The 17,801-nt window shown below is 31.5% G+C and carries 17 protein-coding genes and 2 tRNA genes; 9 read left to right on the top strand and 10 right to left on the bottom strand.

Translation table 11 applies throughout. The features are described from left to right. Nucleotides 1–96 precede the first annotated feature (96 nt). Nucleotides 97–468 carry a winged helix-turn-helix transcriptional regulator gene (locus deia_RS05065; RefSeq protein WP_146821200.1) on the top strand — a complete coding sequence of 124 codons (372 nt, stop codon included), beginning with the start codon at nucleotides 97–99 and terminating at the stop codon, nucleotides 466–468. On the opposite strand, the gene deia_RS05060 is transcribed toward deia_RS05065, so the two are convergent. The 5 genes from deia_RS05060 to deia_RS05045 are packed head-to-tail and all read right to left on the bottom strand — an operon-like array spanning nucleotide 461 to nucleotide 5,485. Beyond that, nucleotides 461–1,723 carry an alanine:cation symporter family protein gene (locus tag deia_RS05060; RefSeq protein ID WP_146821198.1) on the bottom strand — a complete coding sequence of 421 codons (1,263 nt, stop codon included), beginning with the start codon at nucleotides 1,721–1,723 and terminating at the stop codon, nucleotides 461–463. The genes deia_RS05065 and deia_RS05060 overlap by 8 nt on opposite strands. A gap of 4 nt (nucleotides 1,724–1,727) precedes the next feature. After that, nucleotides 1,728–1,946, bottom strand: a complete 219-nt coding sequence (locus deia_RS05055; protein ID WP_146821197.1) for a hypothetical protein — start codon at nucleotides 1,944–1,946, stop codon at nucleotides 1,728–1,730. Nucleotides 1,947–1,962: 16 nt separating this feature from the next. Further along, entirely contained in the window at nucleotides 1,963–2,103 is a 141-nt protein-coding gene (locus tag deia_RS05840) for a hypothetical protein (protein ID WP_222912625.1), read from the bottom strand. A gap of 12 nt (nucleotides 2,104–2,115) precedes the next feature. Beyond that, entirely contained in the window at nucleotides 2,116–4,707 is a 2,592-nt protein-coding gene (acnA, locus tag deia_RS05050; protein WP_146821195.1) for an aconitate hydratase AcnA, read from the bottom strand. Nucleotides 4,708–4,726: 19 nt separating this feature from the next. Beyond that, a complete protein-coding gene (locus deia_RS05045; protein WP_222912624.1) occupies nucleotides 4,727–5,485 on the bottom strand; it encodes a DsbA family protein in 759 nt (252 codons plus the stop codon). Between the two features lie 114 nt (nucleotides 5,486–5,599). Here deia_RS05045 and deia_RS05040 point away from each other — a divergent pair, with 114 nt between their 5' ends. Next, nucleotides 5,600–6,340, top strand: coding sequence for a ComF family protein (locus deia_RS05040; RefSeq protein ID WP_146821190.1), 741 nt, complete (start codon nucleotides 5,600–5,602; stop codon nucleotides 6,338–6,340). A gap of 212 nt (nucleotides 6,341–6,552) precedes the next feature. Next, entirely contained in the window at nucleotides 6,553–7,062 is a 510-nt protein-coding gene (locus deia_RS05035) for a hypothetical protein (RefSeq protein ID WP_146821188.1), read from the top strand. On the opposite strand, the gene deia_RS05030 is transcribed toward deia_RS05035, so the two are convergent. Further along, nucleotides 7,059–7,826 (bottom strand): type II secretion system protein, encoded by a 768-nt coding sequence (locus tag deia_RS05030; protein WP_146821186.1) that lies wholly within the window; start codon nucleotides 7,824–7,826, stop codon nucleotides 7,059–7,061. The genes deia_RS05035 and deia_RS05030 overlap by 4 nt on opposite strands. A gap of 212 nt (nucleotides 7,827–8,038) precedes the next feature. After that, nucleotides 8,039–8,115, bottom strand: a tRNA-Arg gene (locus tag deia_RS05025). A 151-nt stretch (nucleotides 8,116–8,266) separates the two neighbouring features. Here deia_RS05025 and ruvB point away from each other — a divergent pair. Beyond that, on the top strand, nucleotides 8,267–9,265 hold the full coding sequence (gene ruvB, locus deia_RS05020) for a Holliday junction branch migration DNA helicase RuvB (RefSeq protein WP_146821184.1): 999 nt from the start codon (nucleotides 8,267–8,269) through the stop codon (nucleotides 9,263–9,265). 67 nt (nucleotides 9,266–9,332) lie between these two features. Here the strand turns inward: ruvB and radA are convergent, their stop codons facing one another. Beyond that, on the bottom strand, nucleotides 9,333–10,685 hold the full coding sequence (gene radA / locus deia_RS05015; RefSeq protein ID WP_146821182.1) for a DNA repair protein RadA: 1,353 nt from the start codon (nucleotides 10,683–10,685) through the stop codon (nucleotides 9,333–9,335). Between the two features lie 118 nt (nucleotides 10,686–10,803). Here radA and deia_RS05010 point away from each other — a divergent pair. Next, a tRNA-Lys gene (locus deia_RS05010) sits at nucleotides 10,804–10,879 on the top strand. A 73-nt stretch (nucleotides 10,880–10,952) separates the two neighbouring features. On the opposite strand, the gene def is transcribed toward deia_RS05010, so the two are convergent. Continuing rightward, complete coding sequence (gene def / locus deia_RS05005) at nucleotides 10,953–11,486, bottom strand: peptide deformylase (RefSeq protein ID WP_146821180.1); 534 nt, start codon at nucleotides 11,484–11,486, stop codon at nucleotides 10,953–10,955. A gap of 65 nt (nucleotides 11,487–11,551) precedes the next feature. Between def and deia_RS05000 the strand changes: the two genes are divergently transcribed. Both deia_RS05000 and lepA read left to right on the top strand, forming a co-directional pair. Next, nucleotides 11,552–12,286, top strand: a complete 735-nt coding sequence (locus deia_RS05000; protein ID WP_146821177.1) for a polysaccharide deacetylase family protein — start codon at nucleotides 11,552–11,554, stop codon at nucleotides 12,284–12,286. Between the two features lie 86 nt (nucleotides 12,287–12,372). Continuing rightward, on the top strand, nucleotides 12,373–14,181 hold the full coding sequence (gene lepA, locus deia_RS04995) for a translation elongation factor 4 (RefSeq protein ID WP_222912649.1): 1,809 nt from the start codon (nucleotides 12,373–12,375) through the stop codon (nucleotides 14,179–14,181). Nucleotides 14,182–14,485: 304 nt separating this feature from the next. Here the strand turns inward: lepA and deia_RS04990 are convergent, their stop codons facing one another. Then, entirely contained in the window at nucleotides 14,486–15,622 is a 1,137-nt protein-coding gene (locus deia_RS04990) for a hypothetical protein (protein ID WP_146821173.1), read from the bottom strand. 118 nt (nucleotides 15,623–15,740) lie between these two features. On the opposite strand from deia_RS04990, the gene deia_RS04985 reads away from it, so the two are divergent. Both deia_RS04985 and feoB read left to right on the top strand, forming a co-directional pair. Beyond that, entirely contained in the window at nucleotides 15,741–15,977 is a 237-nt protein-coding gene (locus tag deia_RS04985; protein WP_146821171.1) for a FeoA family protein, read from the top strand. After that, on the top strand, nucleotides 15,974–17,797 hold the full coding sequence (gene feoB, locus deia_RS04980; RefSeq protein WP_146821169.1) for a ferrous iron transporter B: 1,824 nt from the start codon (nucleotides 15,974–15,976) through the stop codon (nucleotides 17,795–17,797). Before deia_RS04985 ends, feoB begins: the two co-directional genes overlap by 4 nt. Nucleotides 17,798–17,801: the final 4 nt, after the last annotated feature.

Here is a 17,801-nt window from a genome sequence, read left to right as displayed (position 1 = left end):
AAAAGTCAAGAATTAATCCATTTAATATAACTTTAATAAAAAAAACTTGAAAATTGTAATTTATGTAGTATAAAAAGTCAATATTAGTAAATAAAAATGACAAAAAAAGGCAATTTTAAATGTCCTGTTTTTTTAACATTAAGTCTTCTTGCAAATAAATGGGCTATTGGAATTATACATAATCTTTTACAAGCAGAAAATCACACTATGAGATTTGGAGAACTGCAAAAAACTTTACATAATATAACTCAAGCAGAGCTTACAAAACAGCTTAGAGAATTTGAAAAATCCGGTATCATTGAAAGGCATATGTTTCCTCAAATTCCCCCAAAAGTTGAATATAAATTAACAAAACTTGGTCTTTCTCTTACAACACCAATTGACTCACTTTCAAAATGGGCAGAAGAAAACGCTCATCTTGTACAAGAAAATATTAATAAATTCAACTCAGATAATAACATCAAATAGTTTGTGTCTTAAAAAATTTCCTATAGTTAAATATAGCAACTATATTAATCACAGCAGCAAGAATTAAACACGAATCTATAATGTTTAATATAGGTGAAAAGCCTATTTTAAAAGCAAAGAAAGTTAAAATTGGATATAAAATAAGAATTATCTGAACAATAAACTTCTTTCCAAAAACCCTAAAGCCTTGCTGTGCTAAAAATCCACAAGAACAAGCAGTCGTAATTCCAAACAGGAATATTATCAATGCAAAAATAATTTTAACAATATCACTTTGATATATCGCATTATTCATTATCTCAACACCATGTAAATCTGAAACATCAATTCCAGATGCAACAACTGTAAATCCCGTCATAAAAACGCTAATTCCAACAAAAATTATTTCAAATACAGAAACAACACCTTGCTTTTTTGGATCTTGCTTAATATCTGCAGATATAGTGCCAGAAAGCCCAGTTCCAATATCCGCAGCAAAACAAAGCCTTCTTATTGCATACCCAATCATAAATCCTATTCCAATAGAACTTGTAGAAAAAGCATTATCAATAATAATCCTTGCAGTTCCCAAAAACCCATTTTCTGACTTAGCTATAGAAAATAAGCATATTATAACATATAAAATCATCATAATCGGCACAACCTTTCCCATAAAACTAGAAAGATGCGTTATTCCATTTTTTAAAATATAAAATATAAATACTGAAATAAAAAATGCAAAAATGTAATTAGTAGTCATCGAAAAATCAAGAATTGAAAATATCTGATTAACCTGCATTAACCCATTTACAAAATAACCAATAGAAAAACATAAAATATATATTATAGAAAAAGGCTTGGAAAAAAACTTACCAAAAGAAGATCTTATGCAAAAATATGATATATTACCTACAGTTTCATTAGCTTTCTTATACTCAAGGCATGTCATAGTCTCGAAAAATTTTAATGCACTTGCAAAAAGACATGCAACTAAAATCCAAAATAATACTCCCGGACCTGCAATTTTAACACTCATCCCACCACCTATTATATTTCCAATCCCAATAACAGTTCCAACACATGCCATTAAAACACCAAGATTTGACTTATTCCCAGAATCTTTCGTTTTTAAAAAAGACGCTATATTCTTTATATTTCTTATATGAAAAAATTTACAATATAAAGATAAATATATAGAAAAAAACGCAAAAAAATATACTATTAAAGGAACATTAAAAAATTCCAAAAACGCCAATTTAATTATTATATCAGACATAAAATTACTTCTTCTTATCAGACTTCATCATATCCATAAGCTTTTGAAGAGAATCATTATATCTTTTATCTTCATCCAAAGATACCTCTTTTAAATCTTTCGATATACTATTGTCACTATTTAACTCATCTGCAATAAATTCATCAAGCATATTTGAAGAGTTTTTGTCCTTTACTTTCTGTATAACCCTCTTTAGCGATTGATTATATTTTGATTCAAACATATCTATATTAAAGACTTTAGTTTAACCAAGTATTAACAGGCCTTCTAACGCATGGACCATCCTTAGACATACATGGGCTTTTTAAATCATAAGGCTTATTCCTTTGGCAAGAGGAAACTAAAACCAACATTAATAAAATTAGACAAATTCTGCTCATAATAAAATAAAACTACTCTTTTGACTCAAGTAAATCCGCAACATAGTGAAATATACTTCCTGCAAAGAAATATTTAATCTCAACAGCGGTATCAAGCCTGCATAAAACATCAATTTCACGGCTATTTCCATCTTCATAATGCAATTTACATTTAAGAACCTGCTTTGTTGTCATGTTTTTTGAAATACCAGTTATATCAATATTTTTTACATTTTTTAAATCAAGATCAGATGCCTTAATGCCAGATGTAAATTCAAGCGGTAAAACACCCATTCCAGCAAGATTAGACCTATGAATTCTCTCAAAAGACTCTGCAATAACCGCCGCAATTCCAAGTAATTTAGTTCCCTTTGCCGCCCAATCACGAGACGAGCCAGAGCCATACTCCTTACCTGCAAAAATGATAGATTTCACGCCATCTGCCTTATTTTCCATCGCAACATCGTATATGCTTTCAATATTTCCGCTTTTTGACTTTGCAAGACCGCCCTCAAGCCCGTCTAAAAGTAAATTTTTAATACGAATATTTGCAAAAGTCCCCCTCATCATTACGCTGTGAGAACCCCTTCTTGCGCCATATGAATTAAAGTCTTTCTTTTCAACCCCGCTATCAAGTAAATACTTCGCAGCAGGAGATTTAATAGATATATTTCCCGCAGGTGAAATGTGATCCGTGGTTATAGAATCACCAAAATGCGCTATAATGCGTGCAGATTTAATATCAGAAATTTCCCCAGATTTTTCAAAATAAGGCGGATTTTCTATATATGTACTCTTGTCATTCCATTTATACACATTGCTTTTTACACTTTCAACTTTCTTCCAATTTTCATCGCCATCAAAGACAACGCTATACTTTTGTGTAAAAATATTCGACGACAAATATCGCCCCACAACCTCGCTTATTTCATCACTACTTGGCATTAAATCTTTAAAGAAAATATCCCTACCTGAGACATTTGCTATTGGGTCTTTCAAAAGATCAATACTAACATTTCCCGCTATCGCATATGCAATAACAATCGCAGGAGATGCAAGATAATTTGCCTTTACAAGAGGATGAACCCTTCCTTCAAAATTTCTATTTCCAGAAATCACAGCGGCAACAGTTAGACTTTTTTCATTAATCTCGTTTTCAAATTCCTGCTTTAAAGGGCCGGAATTTCCAATACATGTCATGCAACCATAGCCAACTATATTAAAACCAAGCTTATCCATATACGCCTGTAAGCCCGAATCTTGCATATACTTTCCAACAACCTGAGACCCAGGGGAAAACGAAGTCTTGACAAAATTTGGAACCTTTATTCCCATTTCAACGGCTTTTTTTGCAAGTAACCCAGCCGCCATTAAAGAATATGGATTTGATGTATTCGTGCACGAAGTAATTGCAGCTATTACAACACTACCATGCGATAATTTTTCCTTTTCATATTCAAAATTTCCATCAATTAAAGCCTTGAAGCTTTTTCCAACTTCGCTCATTAAAACCTTATCTTGAGGTCTTTTAGGTCCAGCTAAAACCGGTTGTATTGACGATAAATCAACCTCCAAAACATCGTCATATTGCGGATCAACCTCAGGATTAAACCAAATATTTTGCACTTTTGCATATTCCTTTATTATTGCAATTTGCTCATCACTTCTGCCAGATAATTTTGCATACTCAATAGACTCTTGATCTATTGCAAAAATTCCACATGTCGCCCCGTATTCAGGAGACATATTCGCAATTGTCGCCCTATCTGGAAGAGTTAAATTTGAAACCCCAGAGCCAAAATATTCAACAAATTTTCCAACAACTCCCTTTTTACGAAGTAAATTTGTAATAGTTAAAACTAAATCCATAGCTCCAACTCCGCTTGCAAGTTTGCCAGTCAATTTCACACCAACAACATCAGGCTTAGTCATGTATATAGGCTGATTTAACATTACAGATTCAGCTTCAATTCCGCCAACACCCCAGCCCAAAACGCCAATTCCGTTAATCATTGTTGTATGCGAGTCTGTTCCAACTACAGTGTCTGGAAATAAAACTCCATCTTTTTGCGAGACAATCGGGGCAAGAAATTCAAGATTAATTTGATGACAAATACCCATTCCAGGCGGAACAACTTTAAAATTGTTAAAAGCAGATTGACCCCACTTTAAAAATTCGTATCTTTCTTTATTCCTTTCAAACTCAAGACCCAAATTCTCATTATGAGAATTTTCACCAGCCCAGCTATCAACCTGTATTGAGTGGTCAATTACAAGATCTGTTTGATTAAGGGGATTTACCAAGTCTGGATTTTTCCCTCTTTTAATCATTTCATTTCTCATTGCCGCAAGGTCTACAACAGCCGGAACACCGGTAAAATCTTGCATTAAAACACGAGATGGGAAAAATGGAAATTCAAAATCTCCATTTGCATTCTTATGCTTTACAAATTCGGCAATTTTTTCTTCTTCAAATCCACTTCTAAGTAGATTTTCAATTAAAATCTTTATGGAAAAAGGCGTTTTAGATAAATCAATACCGTGATTTTTTGAAAATTCTACTATATTATAATAAGAATAATCTTTTCCCAAAATACTAACTTTATCTAAATAACCCTTTGCCATAAATTAAAGAATTAAATTACTATTTCAAACGCTTTAATAATTCCTCAGCAGGAACAAATCCAGGTATTAAATCTCCAGCAATAATAAATGCAGGAGTTCCTTGTATACTAAGAGATCTTAAAATATCATAACTTGCTTGAATAGCTTCTTCAGTTTTCTTTGACTCCATTTCATCTTTAACAGCCTTGTAACGACCTTTTGTAGAGGCTTGAGCTATATCATAAACATCTTGCGGAGATATTTGACCCTTGTGATTCATTAATCTAAAGTGGAAATCATCAAAATGCTCAGGATCTTTAGCAAATACAGCAATTGAAGCCTTTGCAGCAACCAATGAAGCTTCACTCATAATCGGAGCGTTAATTAATAAAACCTTAACATCATTTCTTTTTTGGAATAATCTTCTAATTTCATCATTTGCTTTTTTGCAATATCCACAGTTATAATCAAATATTTCAATTATAATGTTGTTAGAATTTTTATCACCAATAAATGGAACTGATGAGTCTTTTATTAATTTTTCATACTCAACAGAAGCGTTTTTCTTAGAATTTGCCATTTTCTCTTCTTTTTGTTTTGCAAATGAAGCATTAACAGCATCAACTATTTCTTGACCATGACCCTTTATGTAAAATTTTACAAAGAAAAAGTTAAATAAAGATAAAAATAATAAAGATAAAACTATTTTTAAGATACATCTGCATGGACAACACTTTTTTTTCTCACAGCTAGAACCTTCAGTGCTACATTTATTTTTTCTGCAACAAACATTGCTCATTTTAGAAAAAAATGACTTAAAATTTAATAAACTTTTTACATTCATATTGACAATAAAATTATGATTACAATCTTTTAACTAGTAATAACAAAAAAATTTAATAATCAAGTAAAAATGAATATTTTTTATAAATTTTTAAAAAACATACTAAATATTTTATTTTTTAACACATGCAAAGTGTGTAAAAAACATTTAAGTGAAGGCTTTTTATGTCAAGATTGCTGGAAAGATATTGACTTTATTGAAAATCCAATATGTATAAAGTGCGGAATTCCATATAAATTTGAAATTAATAAAGATGCACTATGTCAGCAATGTCTCTCAAATCCAAAAATTTACTACGATATTGCAAGAAGTGTTTGTGTTTATGCAGAAAATACAAAAAAAATGATTCTTGACTTAAAATATGGTGATAATCTGTCTATTGCAAAAAATATTGCATTTATGATAAATATAAAATTTTCTAATATTATCGAAAAATGTGATATAATAACAGGTATTCCAAGTGATAAAGAAACTTTGAGAAAAAGAAAATTTAATCACTCTTGCCTAATAGCAAAGCATATATCAAAATTAACAAAAGTAAATTATAATCCAATCGTTTTAGCAAAAATTAAAAAAACTAGAAAACAATCAAGTCTTAATGTTGAAGAAAGAGTAACAAATTTAAAAAATTGCTTTTCCGTTTTAGATAAAGATTTAGTTTCTAAAATAAAAAAAATTGTTATAATTGATGATGTTTTTACAACTGGAACAACCTTTAATGAAGTATCAAAAGTTTTGAAAAAATATAATTCAAATATCGAAATTGTATGTATATCTTTTTCAAGAGCTCTTAAATTTAATGATAAATAAAATATAAAGATATATTAATATTATTATTTATTACATTGTTACTTTTGTCAGTTTATATAAAAAACCCTTATAAAATATGAATATTTCTAATTGTCACTTTTTCTTTAAAAATTGTCAGTTTTTAAAAATTGACAAAATTTTCTAATAATTTAAAAAAATATTGACAATTATGAAAAAAGTTTGTCAGATATTTTGTGTTTTTGTCAATTTAAATGGATTTATTGTCAGATATTTTTCAGTATATAGCAGGCTCTCTTCTATTCTTTTTCGTCTTTTATTTAGGTTTTAGAAAACTAAATAAAGTTACAGCAGGTATAGTAGTTGATAGTTTGTTTGCAGCTGGTGATATTTCTAAAAAAGTCTTTACTCCAAATAAAAAACCTGAAGAAAGAAAAATAGATACAAATGAAAATGAAGTTGAGCAAAATATTGATAATGAATTGGAAAATCAAGTTGCACAAAACCTATATCAAGAGCAAGGTATAGAAGTATTAGACAAGAAACAAGAAATTAAAAAAGAAGTTGTTAAAGATAAAATTGTTGGTGTTGCAGATATTGCAGATGTTGTTGTTGGTAAAATGACTTCTAAATTAGCAAAACAAACTATTGAAAATCTAAGAAATATGGACTTAAATACTTTACAAGAAAAAGGAATTCATCAAGCTACTCAAGAAGCTAGAGCTAATTCGGGAAATTCCAAAGGTATGTCAAGAAATATTTAATATTCTGTTGCTACAAAAACCATTATACATCCTGTATTTTTCGAATCTATATAAGTTGCACCACTTGAATAACCCCCAGTTGATACATTAAATGTTGTTGAATTACATTTATTAGATACATCATTTAACCCAAGAACAAATCCTTCAAGTGGCTTTCCATCATCCATTTTATTATCAACATCATATGCAATATCTGGTGTTACAATACCAGTTGTTCCCCTTCCAGTTGAAGTTTGTGTTGCATATGATGCATATTCCATTATTGTTTTATATTTTGACATATTTGAATTTTGACTAATTTCAAGCGGAATTTCACTTGTTATTCTATATCCAGCATTTGGAAATATTTTTGAACGAGGAATATTTAGTCCAATTGAACATATTTGCGATCCTGCCATTACCGTCATTCCAGTATATTTATCTGGTATAATTCCTGCATAATTAAGATGTTGCCAAGCTAAAAAAGATTCACCAGTACCATCTGCAAGTACATCATATTTTCCATTTCCATTTCCATTTTTTATTGCTGAATTTATATCAGTTGATGCTCTTTCAAAATCACCAGGAAGAGAATTATATGTCATTCTAAATGCATCTATCATTTTTTGATATCCTGTTATTTCATAAACAAGAGATTGAGCCTTGCCTCTTTCTATAAATCCATTTGCAATAACAGTTAGTGAAACTAAAATAGCTATTATACATATAACTATAGCCATCTCAGCTATTGTAAAAGCATTTTTTGCTTTATTTTTATAATTCATATTCTATATTAACAATTAACTTGAAATCATTATATTTGTATGCTAGAAAAAATAATAGTCAATATTATCATTATCCTTCTTATATCATCATGTGGTAAATATGATAAAAGACTATTTATAAATGATAGAAAAAAAGAACAGAAAAAACAAAATAAAGATAATACTAATAATATAAATGATATTACACTTTAATTTTTTATATTCAAATAATATGGTACACTCGGCGGGAGTCGAACCCACGACCAAAGGTTTAGGAAACCTCTGCTCTGTCCATCTGAGCTACGAGTGTATAATACCAGAAATAAAACTTCTTATTTTATATTCAAGTATTTTTTTACAATTATTTTAATGTTTTTCTCTTGATTTTTAATTTATTATTTGATGTACCTTTCCTATATAAAAGATTAAATTTAGTGAATTTTTATTATATTATTTAATTAATGGAAAAAAATGAAATTTTAAATCCAGAAAAACAAGACGAGCTAATGATTAGCCTTCGCCCTACCCTGCTTAGTGAATTTATTGGTCAAGGAGATTTAAAGCAAAATCTGTCAATCTTCATACACGCAAGTAAAATGCGTCAAAAAGCTATAGATCATATACTTTTTTACGGTCCACCAGGGCTTGGAAAAACAACACTTTCTCAGATAATTTCTAAAGAAATGGCTACTGGATTTCGCATGATAGCAGGGCCAATGCTTACAAAATCTGGAGATTTGGCTGCAATTTTGACTAATTTGCAAAAAAATGATGTCCTTTTTATTGACGAAATTCACAGGCTGCATCCATCAATTGAAGAGGTTTTATATTCAGCAATGGAAGATTTTCGAATTGACATAATAATTGGCGAAGGCGTAGCGGCGCGGACTATTAAAATTGACCTTCAACCCTTTACATTAATTGGCGCAACAACGAAAATCGGCATGATTTCAAGCCCACTTCGCACTAGATTTGGAATTCCTATGCAGCTAAATTTTTATACAGACCAAGAGCTTTGCGATATAATAATGAGAGATGCCGGAATAATAGATGTTAAAATCGATAATTCTGGAGCTATGAGTATTGCAAAAAGATCTCGCGGAACACCAAGAATTGCCATAAGAATGCTAAAAAGAGTAGCCGATATTGCAATTTATACCGAAAATTCAATCATTGATGGAGATTTTGCAGATAAAGCATTAAATCAATTAGGGGTTGATATTTACGGACTAGACGACATGGACAGAAGATATTTAAAGTTCATAATAGAAAATTACAATGGCGGGCCAGTTGGAATAGAGACCATTGCATCAGGCATTTCAGAAGATTCATCCTCAATCGAAGATGTAATTGAACCATACCTCATACGCCACGGATTAATCGAAAAAACCTCTCGTGGCCGCATCGCAACGCAAAAAAGCTTTTCCCATCTTGGGCTTGCATGTCATAAGTTGATTTAATTTCTCTTATACCTTCCTTAACCTTTAATCTTTATTTGCTAAGAAATATACTGATTTTATTAGTTTTTTAAAAATCCCAAATCTTGTCAATTTCTACAATTAAAACTCCATCTGGTTTTTTGTCTTTAAACGACCCTTTTGGAATGTAAATTTCAGAAAATCCAAGCTTAATTGCCTCTTTTATTCTAAGCTCAATTTGAAAAACAGGGCGAACTTGACCTGAAAGCGAGACTTCACCAATTGCTATAGTTTTTGCCTTGATTGGTTTTTTCGAAATCGCAGATTTTAAAGATAGGCAAACAGCTAAATCTGCCGATGGATCTTGTGTTTTAAGCCCACCCAATACACTTAAATAAACATCTTTATCAGAAAAATTCATATTGCATTTTGCACACAGCACAGCAAGTATCATAGAAAGCCTGTTATTATCCCACCCAACAGTCGTTCGCCTTGGATTTGGAATAAAAGACGGAGTTACCAAAGACTCAAGCTCAAGTAAAACAGGCCTTGTTCCCTCAAATGTTGAAAAGGCTATACGGCCTTGAATATCCTCCTTGCTACTTGACAAAAATATTTCAGATGGATTTGAAACAGGCTCAAGACCATTTTGAACCATCTGGAAAATACCTATTTCATTTGTTGCTCCAAAGCGGTTTTTAATTCCACGCAAAATACGAAAATAGTTGTTGTTTTCTCCATCAAAATAAAGCATAACATCAACCATATGCTCAAGTAACTTTGGCCCTGCAACCTGACCATCTTTTGTAATATGCCCGACTAAAATCATTACTATATCCTGCATTTTACAGTAATTTAAAAGCTCGTATGCTGCCGCTCTTATTTGCGCAACGCTTCCCGGGTTTGACTCTAGCGCCTCAAGATACATAGTTTGAATTGAGTCAATAATTAGAAACTTCACATCACCAGCTTCAGAAACAGTTTTTAGGATTTTTTCAACACATCCAGACGATGCAACAAGTGCAGGGAAGTTTTCCATTCCAAGCCTTTTTGCACGCATAGATATTTGCCCGACTGACTCCTCACCTGAAATATAAACCGTTTTCATTCCAGCTTTTGATGTATTATATGCACATTGTAAAAGCAGTGTTGACTTACCAATTCCCGGCTCACCGCTGATTAATATCCCACTTCCAGCGACAAATCCTCCACCCAAAACTCTGTCAAGCTCTGATATATTTGATGAAATTCTGTTATGATCTCCAGCCGCTATGCTTGAAATTTCCGAAAGCTTTAGTGCGTCAGATGTTTTTTTGGAAGAATTTTTCTTCTGTTTTCCAAAAAAGCTTGACACTTCGCTAGCGTCACCCTTTTCCTCATGAATTGTGTTCCAGCTATTGCACGCTGTACATTTCCCCGTCCATTTGGCGTAATTCATTCCACATTCAACGCATGAAAACATTTATTGTAATATATGATATAAAATATTATTGATAATTATTTTAATGTAAAGTTTTTTATTTTTGTAATATAATCACAAAAAATACTTGATTTTTAAATATTAAGATATACTTTTACTTGGGTTCGTAGCTCAGCTGGTAGAGCAGTTGGCTCTTAATCAATTGGTCGTGGGTTCAAGTCCCACCGAACCCACCAATTATTTTCCATTTCAAAATTTAAGATTAAAAGAATAGATTTACTGAATATATCGAAAAATAACATAGTATATTTAGGTATTTTCTCTCTCTTTCTTAATTTTCTTAGCCTTTTCAATCATATTTGACTTTTTCATTATGGAATTTACCCTATCTGGCATTGTTATTCCATTTAGATGGTCAAACTCGTGCTGTATACATGTTGCGGCAAGCCCATAAGCCTCTTTTTCATGCCAAGTTCCATTTTCATCTTGAAATTTTATTAATACAGACTCTGGCCTATGTATAACTGCATTTTGCAAAGGAAAAGAAAGGCAGCCTTCTTCATATTTTGACTTTTGATCTGAATATTTCACTATTTGTGGGTTAATAAAGCAATATTTTTTATCAACCATACTTTTTTCATTTTCATTTGATGTTATATCCATTATAAATATTTGCTTCATTATGCCAACTTGACATGCAGCAAGCCCTATGCCCTTATAGTGATACATACTATCAAACATATTTGCTATTTCATTTTTAAGATTTTCATCAAAAACCCTTACAGCATCACATTTTTGCTGAAGTCTTGGATCTGGAAATAAAACTAGCTTTAATATTGACATATTTTTCTTGCGTATTAAAATCTATCTTTTTTTATATTATAAATTTAATAAATATCAAGTAAAATATGCAAACGACATTATTTTGTATATTAATATATTTTATTTTCTTTAAGATAAAAAAACATCTTGCCTTCAAGAGCACAAGGTCTTATTACTATCCAAGAATCTTGGTATATGAGAATATATCGGATAAAAAAAATTCAAAATACATAACACCGCAAGCATTTGAAAAGCAAATTATATACTTAATGAAGAAGAAATTTCGATTTCGCAAACTCGACGATGCAATAAAGAAGAGGCAATATAAATCTATTATTTTAACATTTGATAAAGGTCTTGCAAGCCAATATAAATTTGTTTTTCCGATTTTAAAGAAGTATAATATTCCTGGACTGTTTTATCTGTCTCCAAAATATCAAAATTCAAAGAAAATGACAGAACACAACATTGTTGAAATGTTAAATAGTAGATTAATTGAAATTGGATCATCAGCAATGCACTGCGTTAATTTACAAACTTTACTTCCTGCAAAAAATGTTATTAAAGAAATTCTTTATTCAAAAATCTTTCTTGAGAAAAAATATGGCATTATTTGTAATCATTTCTCATATCCACTTAATATATATGACTATAAAATAACTCAAGTTGTGCAAAAATCAGGATATATAAGTGCTGCAACACAAGATGGTAAATCTTATAATAAAAATAAATATGACTTATTTGAGATTCCAAGGATAAAAATAGATTCAGATGTTAGTTTTGCAAAATTCAAGAAAATTATAAAAAATGGCAAACTATAGTACCACTCTATCAGCTTGCATAGCTAACTTTTCCCTTGCAATTTAAAAAATCTCCTTTAATAATAATGCAAATATATTATAATAACTTGCACGATATTACAAAAATTAGAAATTTCTCAATAATTGCACATATTGACCACGGAAAAAGCACCCTCGCAGATAGAATAATCGAATTTTGCAAAGCAGTTCATGATAAGCAAATGCAAGATCAAATCCTTGATTCAATGGATATAGAGCGTGAGCGTGGAATTACAATTAAATCTCAAACCGTACGTCTTAATTATAAAGCACAAGATGGGCAAAATTATGTGCTAAATTTAATGGATACACCAGGGCATATTGACTTTGCTTATGAGGTTTCTCGCTGTCTTTCCGCATGCGATGGCTCTCTTTTACTAGTTGATACAACTCAAGGCGTTGAGGCACAAACCCTTGCAAATGTTTATAAAGCAATAGATGCAAATCACGAAATAATACCGGTTTTAAATAAGACAGATCTGCCATCATCTGACATAAATGGTACGAAAGCACAAATTGAAGAGGTAATAGGGCTTGATACATCAAATGCAGTGCTTACAAGTGGTAAAACAGGAGCAGGAGTTGATAATCTTCTTGAAAGCATTATAAAATATATCCCAGCTCCAAGTGGAAATGTTGAAGGGCAAACGAAGGTTTTACTCGTTGATGCTTGGTATGATCAATATCTTGGGGTTGTAATGTTAATTTCAGTTCGTGAAGGCGTTTTAAAGCTTCGTGATAAAATTAAAATGCTTCATAATGGCTCTGTTCATGAAGTTGAAAAGCTAGGATTTTTCATGCCCAAAAGAAACGAAGTAAATGAGATAAAAGCAGGGGAGGTTGGGTATATGTGTGCAAATATAAGGCTTGTTGCTGACTGCCTTGTTGGTGATACAATCGTCCTTGAAAAAGACACAACAACCAAGCCACTGCCAGGGTTTAAAAAAGTTCAGCCTGTAGTATTTTGCGGTCTTTACCCAAGTGAGCCAAGTGGATATGTTGAAATGAAAACTGCGGTTGAAAAGCTTGCCTTAAATGACTCAAGTATATCCTACGAAGTTGAGTCATCCGCTGCCCTTGGATTTGGTCTTAGATGTGGCTTCTTAGGTCTGTTGCACATGGAAATAGTCCAAGAGCGTCTTGAGCGTGAATATGACGCAGACCTTGTTACAACTGCGCCAAGCGTTGTTTATAAAATGTATTTAAACGACGGAACTGTAACGGAAATTAGCAATCCGGCAACTTATCCAGATCCAGTATTAATTCGTGAAATAGAAGAGCCCCTTGCAAAGGTTTCAATTTTTACACCGGGTGATTATTTAGGCGATATAATGAAGCTTTGCACAGATAAACGAGGCTCTCAAATTGACTTAAACTATAGCTCCGGAAACCAAAGAGTTATGCTTGTTTATAAAATTCCTCTTGCTGAAATCGTTCTTGATTTCCACGATAAATTAAAGTCAATTTCAAAAGGTTATGCAAGTTTTGAATGGGAAATAGCCGAATATGTTAAGTCTGATGTTGTAAAAGTTTCAATTTTATTAAATGGAGATAGCGTTGATGCACTTTCGATAATAACACATAGAAGCAGAGCAGAGCAACGCGGAAGAGCGCTATGTGCCAAGCTTCGTGAGCTTATTCCAAGGCAGATGTTCGCCGTTCCAATTCAAGCTGCAATTGGTGCCAAGATCATAGCCCGTGAGACAATATCTGCAATGCGAAAAGATGTGACTGCAAAGTGTTATGGTGGAGACATAAGCCGTAAAAGAAAGCTTTTGGATAAGCAAAAAGCTGGTAAAAAACGCATGAAAATGCTTGGCTCCGTCGAAGTTCCGCAATCTGCATTCCTTGCCGTGCTTAAGATTTCGGATGATTAGATTTTCACTAAATAATCTTATTTAGTCTGTTTATGCTTATAGTATAATTCATTTATTCTTTGAATTATTATTTATAAAAAATATAACTAAATATCTTAAAAGTAAATTGACATAAAACAATAATATTACAGCATTTAATCAATCATGCAACAAACTTTATGATACAATGCTTATTTAATATATCTTTTGCCTCAAGATATGCCAATGTCTGCTTTATATCAACGAATATTTGAAGAATGATTTCTACTTATTTTGTCAATCCAAAGTAAAATTACACACCATGTGAACAAACTTAAAATTCATATCAACCATTTCTATCACGACCTACGCTACTACCTCTTGATGAAGCACTGCTTGAACGATTTCTAGAATATTTTATCTGACTAGCGAAATTATCATTTTGTTTCTCGATTTTAGAATTATTTCTACTTCTTTGTCTATCTTTGTTTTTGTCTTGTTTTTCTGTTTTATTATTCATATTTTGTTCTGAATTTTGATAACTATCTTGATATTGATTTTTATAATTATGATTAGCAACCTTAATCAATTGACCGTCAAGTTGATAAGAAGTATATGGAATATTTGCTGGAATTTCTAGAGATTTCGGAAATACTTCTTCATTTAGTCTTTGTTGTTGGGGATATTTTTTCTTAAGGCTATCCAATCTTTTTGCCCCAGTTGGCTGAGGTATGTATTTCTTTACTTTTTGATTCATCGTCATTATCTCATCTTGTTTGCTATTCATTCTCTCTACATCGATAGAAAGAGCATTATATACTGCCTTATTGACAGTCATATCTTTTTCTAATGCCAATAATAATATATTCGTTATAGAAACCCCATCATCATACATAGATCCAGCTAGATTTTTTAATAAACCATAATCATCAACACTTATAGTATTAGGTTTAATTGATGTTATAAAGCAATACTTGCCGATTGCATCAAGAAGAACTTGCTTTTGGTATTTATCTTGAATAAGATTTATTTTACCATAAAGCATCCTAATGTCTTGTAAAGTCAAATTTTCTACACACAAACAATCATAATATCCATTATATTGCCAAGGATTTTGCACACCATTCTTAACATTATCTCTTAGCCACACAACGGCATCAATAAACGCTTGCTCTAAACCTTCGCGCTGTAAAAGATTTGCAAAAAAGTTTTGTGGAATATTAAAAAATTCAAAACGGTTTACATTTTTTAAGACTTTTTGGTCAATAAAAGGTCTTTGTACTTTTAAACTTAGATTCATGTCATTATAAACACTATCATTACCTGTTATTGATCGATCTGAATCTTCTTGTTGCATGACTTCTTCAATTTCAGAAGATAAACTTTCATCACTACCATCCTCATAACTATTTTCACTGGAAATTTCTTCGTCTTCTTCAATTACATTACTACCAGAATTATTGTTGCTATTTGAGCTATTCATATTATATATAAAACTACACTTAACTTTTATATATACAAAAAAAATAATAATCAACAAAAATATTTTTTCCTTGCTTAATATTATTTCGTCATTATTATAATTAGAAAAATAGCAAAAAATGACCTTAAATAGTGCTAAAATTGGTGTTTTATACAAAATATTAAGTCTTGAAATTACCGCACCTGAGTGTCTTTATTTTGAGTCTTTCGGAATTAAAAACGGCACTGTATTTAGGGTTTTAAATAAGAGTCTTCTTGGAAAAATTATTCAAGTTGAAATAAGCTTAGGGCTTGGTAAAACATGCATTATGATTAGAAAAAGTGATGCAAAAAAGATTATTTGCTCGAAATTATGAGTGAAAAATACCTTAAAATCTTGGTAATTGGTCGCCCAAATGTTGGAAAAACATCGATTATAAATAGACTTTGTGAAAGCCGCCTTCGTGTTGGAAATTTCGCAGGTGTTACAACTGGCTTGCAAAGTGTAATGATTGAAAACAAAGGCTGTATATACGAATTTATCGATTTGCCCGGTTTTTATTCAATTTCAAACTGCCAAGGCGAGGATGAAAAAATAGCGGTTGAAATCCTAAAAAATACCGATAAATACGATATAATTTTAAACATTATAGACTGCACAAAAATAGAGCTAGACCTGCAACTTACGAAAGAAATTGTAAAAAGCGTTAAAAAACCTATGATTTTATGCCTAAATATGTGCCATATTGCCGAGAAAAGCGGCATATTTACTGGCAATATAAAGCGTGAAAATGTCTTGTCTATAAATCGATTATCAGATATCTCAAAGCTTGAGTTTTTAGAAAAAATTGACAATGCAAAAATCATAAATGAGGCTGAAATAGCAACGGAAATTACTGATAAAATTGTTGTGAAAAATGTAGAATCTAAATTTGATATATCAAAATTTTTAGACAAAATCTTTTTAAATAAAATAGCTGGACTGCCTATATTTTTGCTTATAATGTTTGTAATTTTCAAGACTGCATTTGGAATTTCAGATAGCTTTAAGGAAATAACCGCCACCTTATTTGATTTCTTGTCAAACAAAGTACAACAAATGCCTTTAAATCGTGAAATTTCATCGTTTTTATCAGATGGAATATTGCGTGGGTTTTTGGGCTTTATTGAATTTCTGCCAAGCATAGCCGTTCTTTTTTTTGCAATAGGTATTCTTGAAAAATCGGGATACATGATGCGAATATCCTTTATTATGGATACAATTATGAAGTTTTTTGGACTTTCCGGTCGAGCAATTATTCCACTTGTAACAGGCTTTGGATGCTCGATTCCAGCGTATTTATCGGCAAGAATACTGCCAAATAAAGTGCAAAAAATCGCAACAATGTTTGCAATCGGTTTTATGACATGCAGTGCGAAATTTACATTTTTTATAATGCTGGTGGGTGTTTTTTTTGAAAAATCTGTCGCCCCGTATGTCATGCTTGGAATCTATATTTTCAGTGCATTAATTGGCCTATTTGTCGCATTTTTGATAGGAAAAGTACTAAAAAACAACCAAAACACACTAATGCAAATTTTTGAAATGCCAAGCTATAAAATTCCAAATCCAGTCGATATTTTGCGATATACATTTTCAAATGTTAAGATATTTTTGAAAAAAGCAGGCGGATTTATACTAATTTGCTCATGCGTTATATGGATTTTAGCAAACTACCCAGTGAGATCTGGCTTTTTTGATGAAAATTTAGATGAAACTAGGGTGCAAATTTTACAAAAAGAGAGGCTTGAAAACAGTATTTTAGGTAAAAGCGGAAAGATAATGGAGCCTATTTTTGCCCCAATTGGCTTTGACTGGAGGATGAATATCGCAGCATTTTCAGGGCTGCTTGGAAAAGAGGTAGGCATTGTTACCATGGGTATTTTATATGGATTTGATGCTGCAAATTTAAGCGATGAAGACCTCGATGCTCGTAAAAAATCTGCACAAAGCAGAATAAAGCGAGCAATTTCCCTTCCATCTGCGCTTTCTATGATTGCATTTTTTATGCTATATCTACCTTGCATTTCCGCAACAGCAACTTTTAAAAAAGAGTCTCAAATGCGCTATGCAACCTTAAGTCTTGTAGTAATTACATCACTTCTTGCATGGGTTTTTGCGTTTTGTGTATACAAAATTTCTACTATATTCATATAATGCA

This window comes from Candidatus Deianiraea vastatrix, from assembly GCF_007993655.1.
In the GTDB taxonomy this organism is placed as follows: domain Bacteria; phylum Pseudomonadota; class Alphaproteobacteria; order Rickettsiales; family Deianiraeaceae; genus Deianiraea; species Deianiraea vastatrix.
This window is presented reverse-complemented; position numbering and strand designations above follow the sequence as displayed.

Excerpts from the sequence above, each read along its gene's own strand:
- deia_RS05065 (WP_146821200.1), top strand. The coding sequence starts at position 97 with ATGACAAAAAAAGGCAATTTTAAATGTCCTGTTTTTTTAACATTAAGT.
- deia_RS05060 (WP_146821198.1), bottom strand. The coding sequence starts at position 1,723 with ATGTCTGATATAATAATTAAATTGGCGTTTTTGGAATTTTTTAATGTT.
- deia_RS05055 (WP_146821197.1), bottom strand. The coding sequence starts at position 1,946 with ATGTTTGAATCAAAATATAATCAATCGCTAAAGAGGGTTATACAGAAA.
- deia_RS05840 (WP_222912625.1), bottom strand. The coding sequence starts at position 2,103 with ATGAGCAGAATTTGTCTAATTTTATTAATGTTGGTTTTAGTTTCCTCT.
- acnA (WP_146821195.1), bottom strand. The coding sequence starts at position 4,707 with ATGGCAAAGGGTTATTTAGATAAAGTTAGTATTTTGGGAAAAGATTAT.
- deia_RS05045 (WP_222912624.1), bottom strand. The coding sequence starts at position 5,485 with ATGAGCAATGTTTGTTGCAGAAAAAATAAATGTAGCACTGAAGGTTCT.
- deia_RS05040 (WP_146821190.1), top strand. The coding sequence starts at position 5,600 with ATGAATATTTTTTATAAATTTTTAAAAAACATACTAAATATTTTATTT.
- deia_RS05035 (WP_146821188.1), top strand. The coding sequence starts at position 6,553 with ATGGATTTATTGTCAGATATTTTTCAGTATATAGCAGGCTCTCTTCTA.
- deia_RS05030 (WP_146821186.1), bottom strand. The coding sequence starts at position 7,826 with ATGAATTATAAAAATAAAGCAAAAAATGCTTTTACAATAGCTGAGATG.
- ruvB (WP_146821184.1), top strand. The coding sequence starts at position 8,267 with ATGGAAAAAAATGAAATTTTAAATCCAGAAAAACAAGACGAGCTAATG.
- radA (WP_146821182.1), bottom strand. The coding sequence starts at position 10,685 with ATGTTTTCATGCGTTGAATGTGGAATGAATTACGCCAAATGGACGGGG.
- def (WP_146821180.1), bottom strand. The coding sequence starts at position 11,486 with ATGTCAATATTAAAGCTAGTTTTATTTCCAGATCCAAGACTTCAGCAA.
- deia_RS05000 (WP_146821177.1), top strand. The coding sequence starts at position 11,552 with ATGCAAACGACATTATTTTGTATATTAATATATTTTATTTTCTTTAAG.
- deia_RS04990 (WP_146821173.1), bottom strand. The coding sequence starts at position 15,622 with ATGAATAGCTCAAATAGCAACAATAATTCTGGTAGTAATGTAATTGAA.
- deia_RS04985 (WP_146821171.1), top strand. The coding sequence starts at position 15,741 with ATGACCTTAAATAGTGCTAAAATTGGTGTTTTATACAAAATATTAAGT.
- feoB (WP_146821169.1), top strand. The coding sequence starts at position 15,974 with ATGAGTGAAAAATACCTTAAAATCTTGGTAATTGGTCGCCCAAATGTT.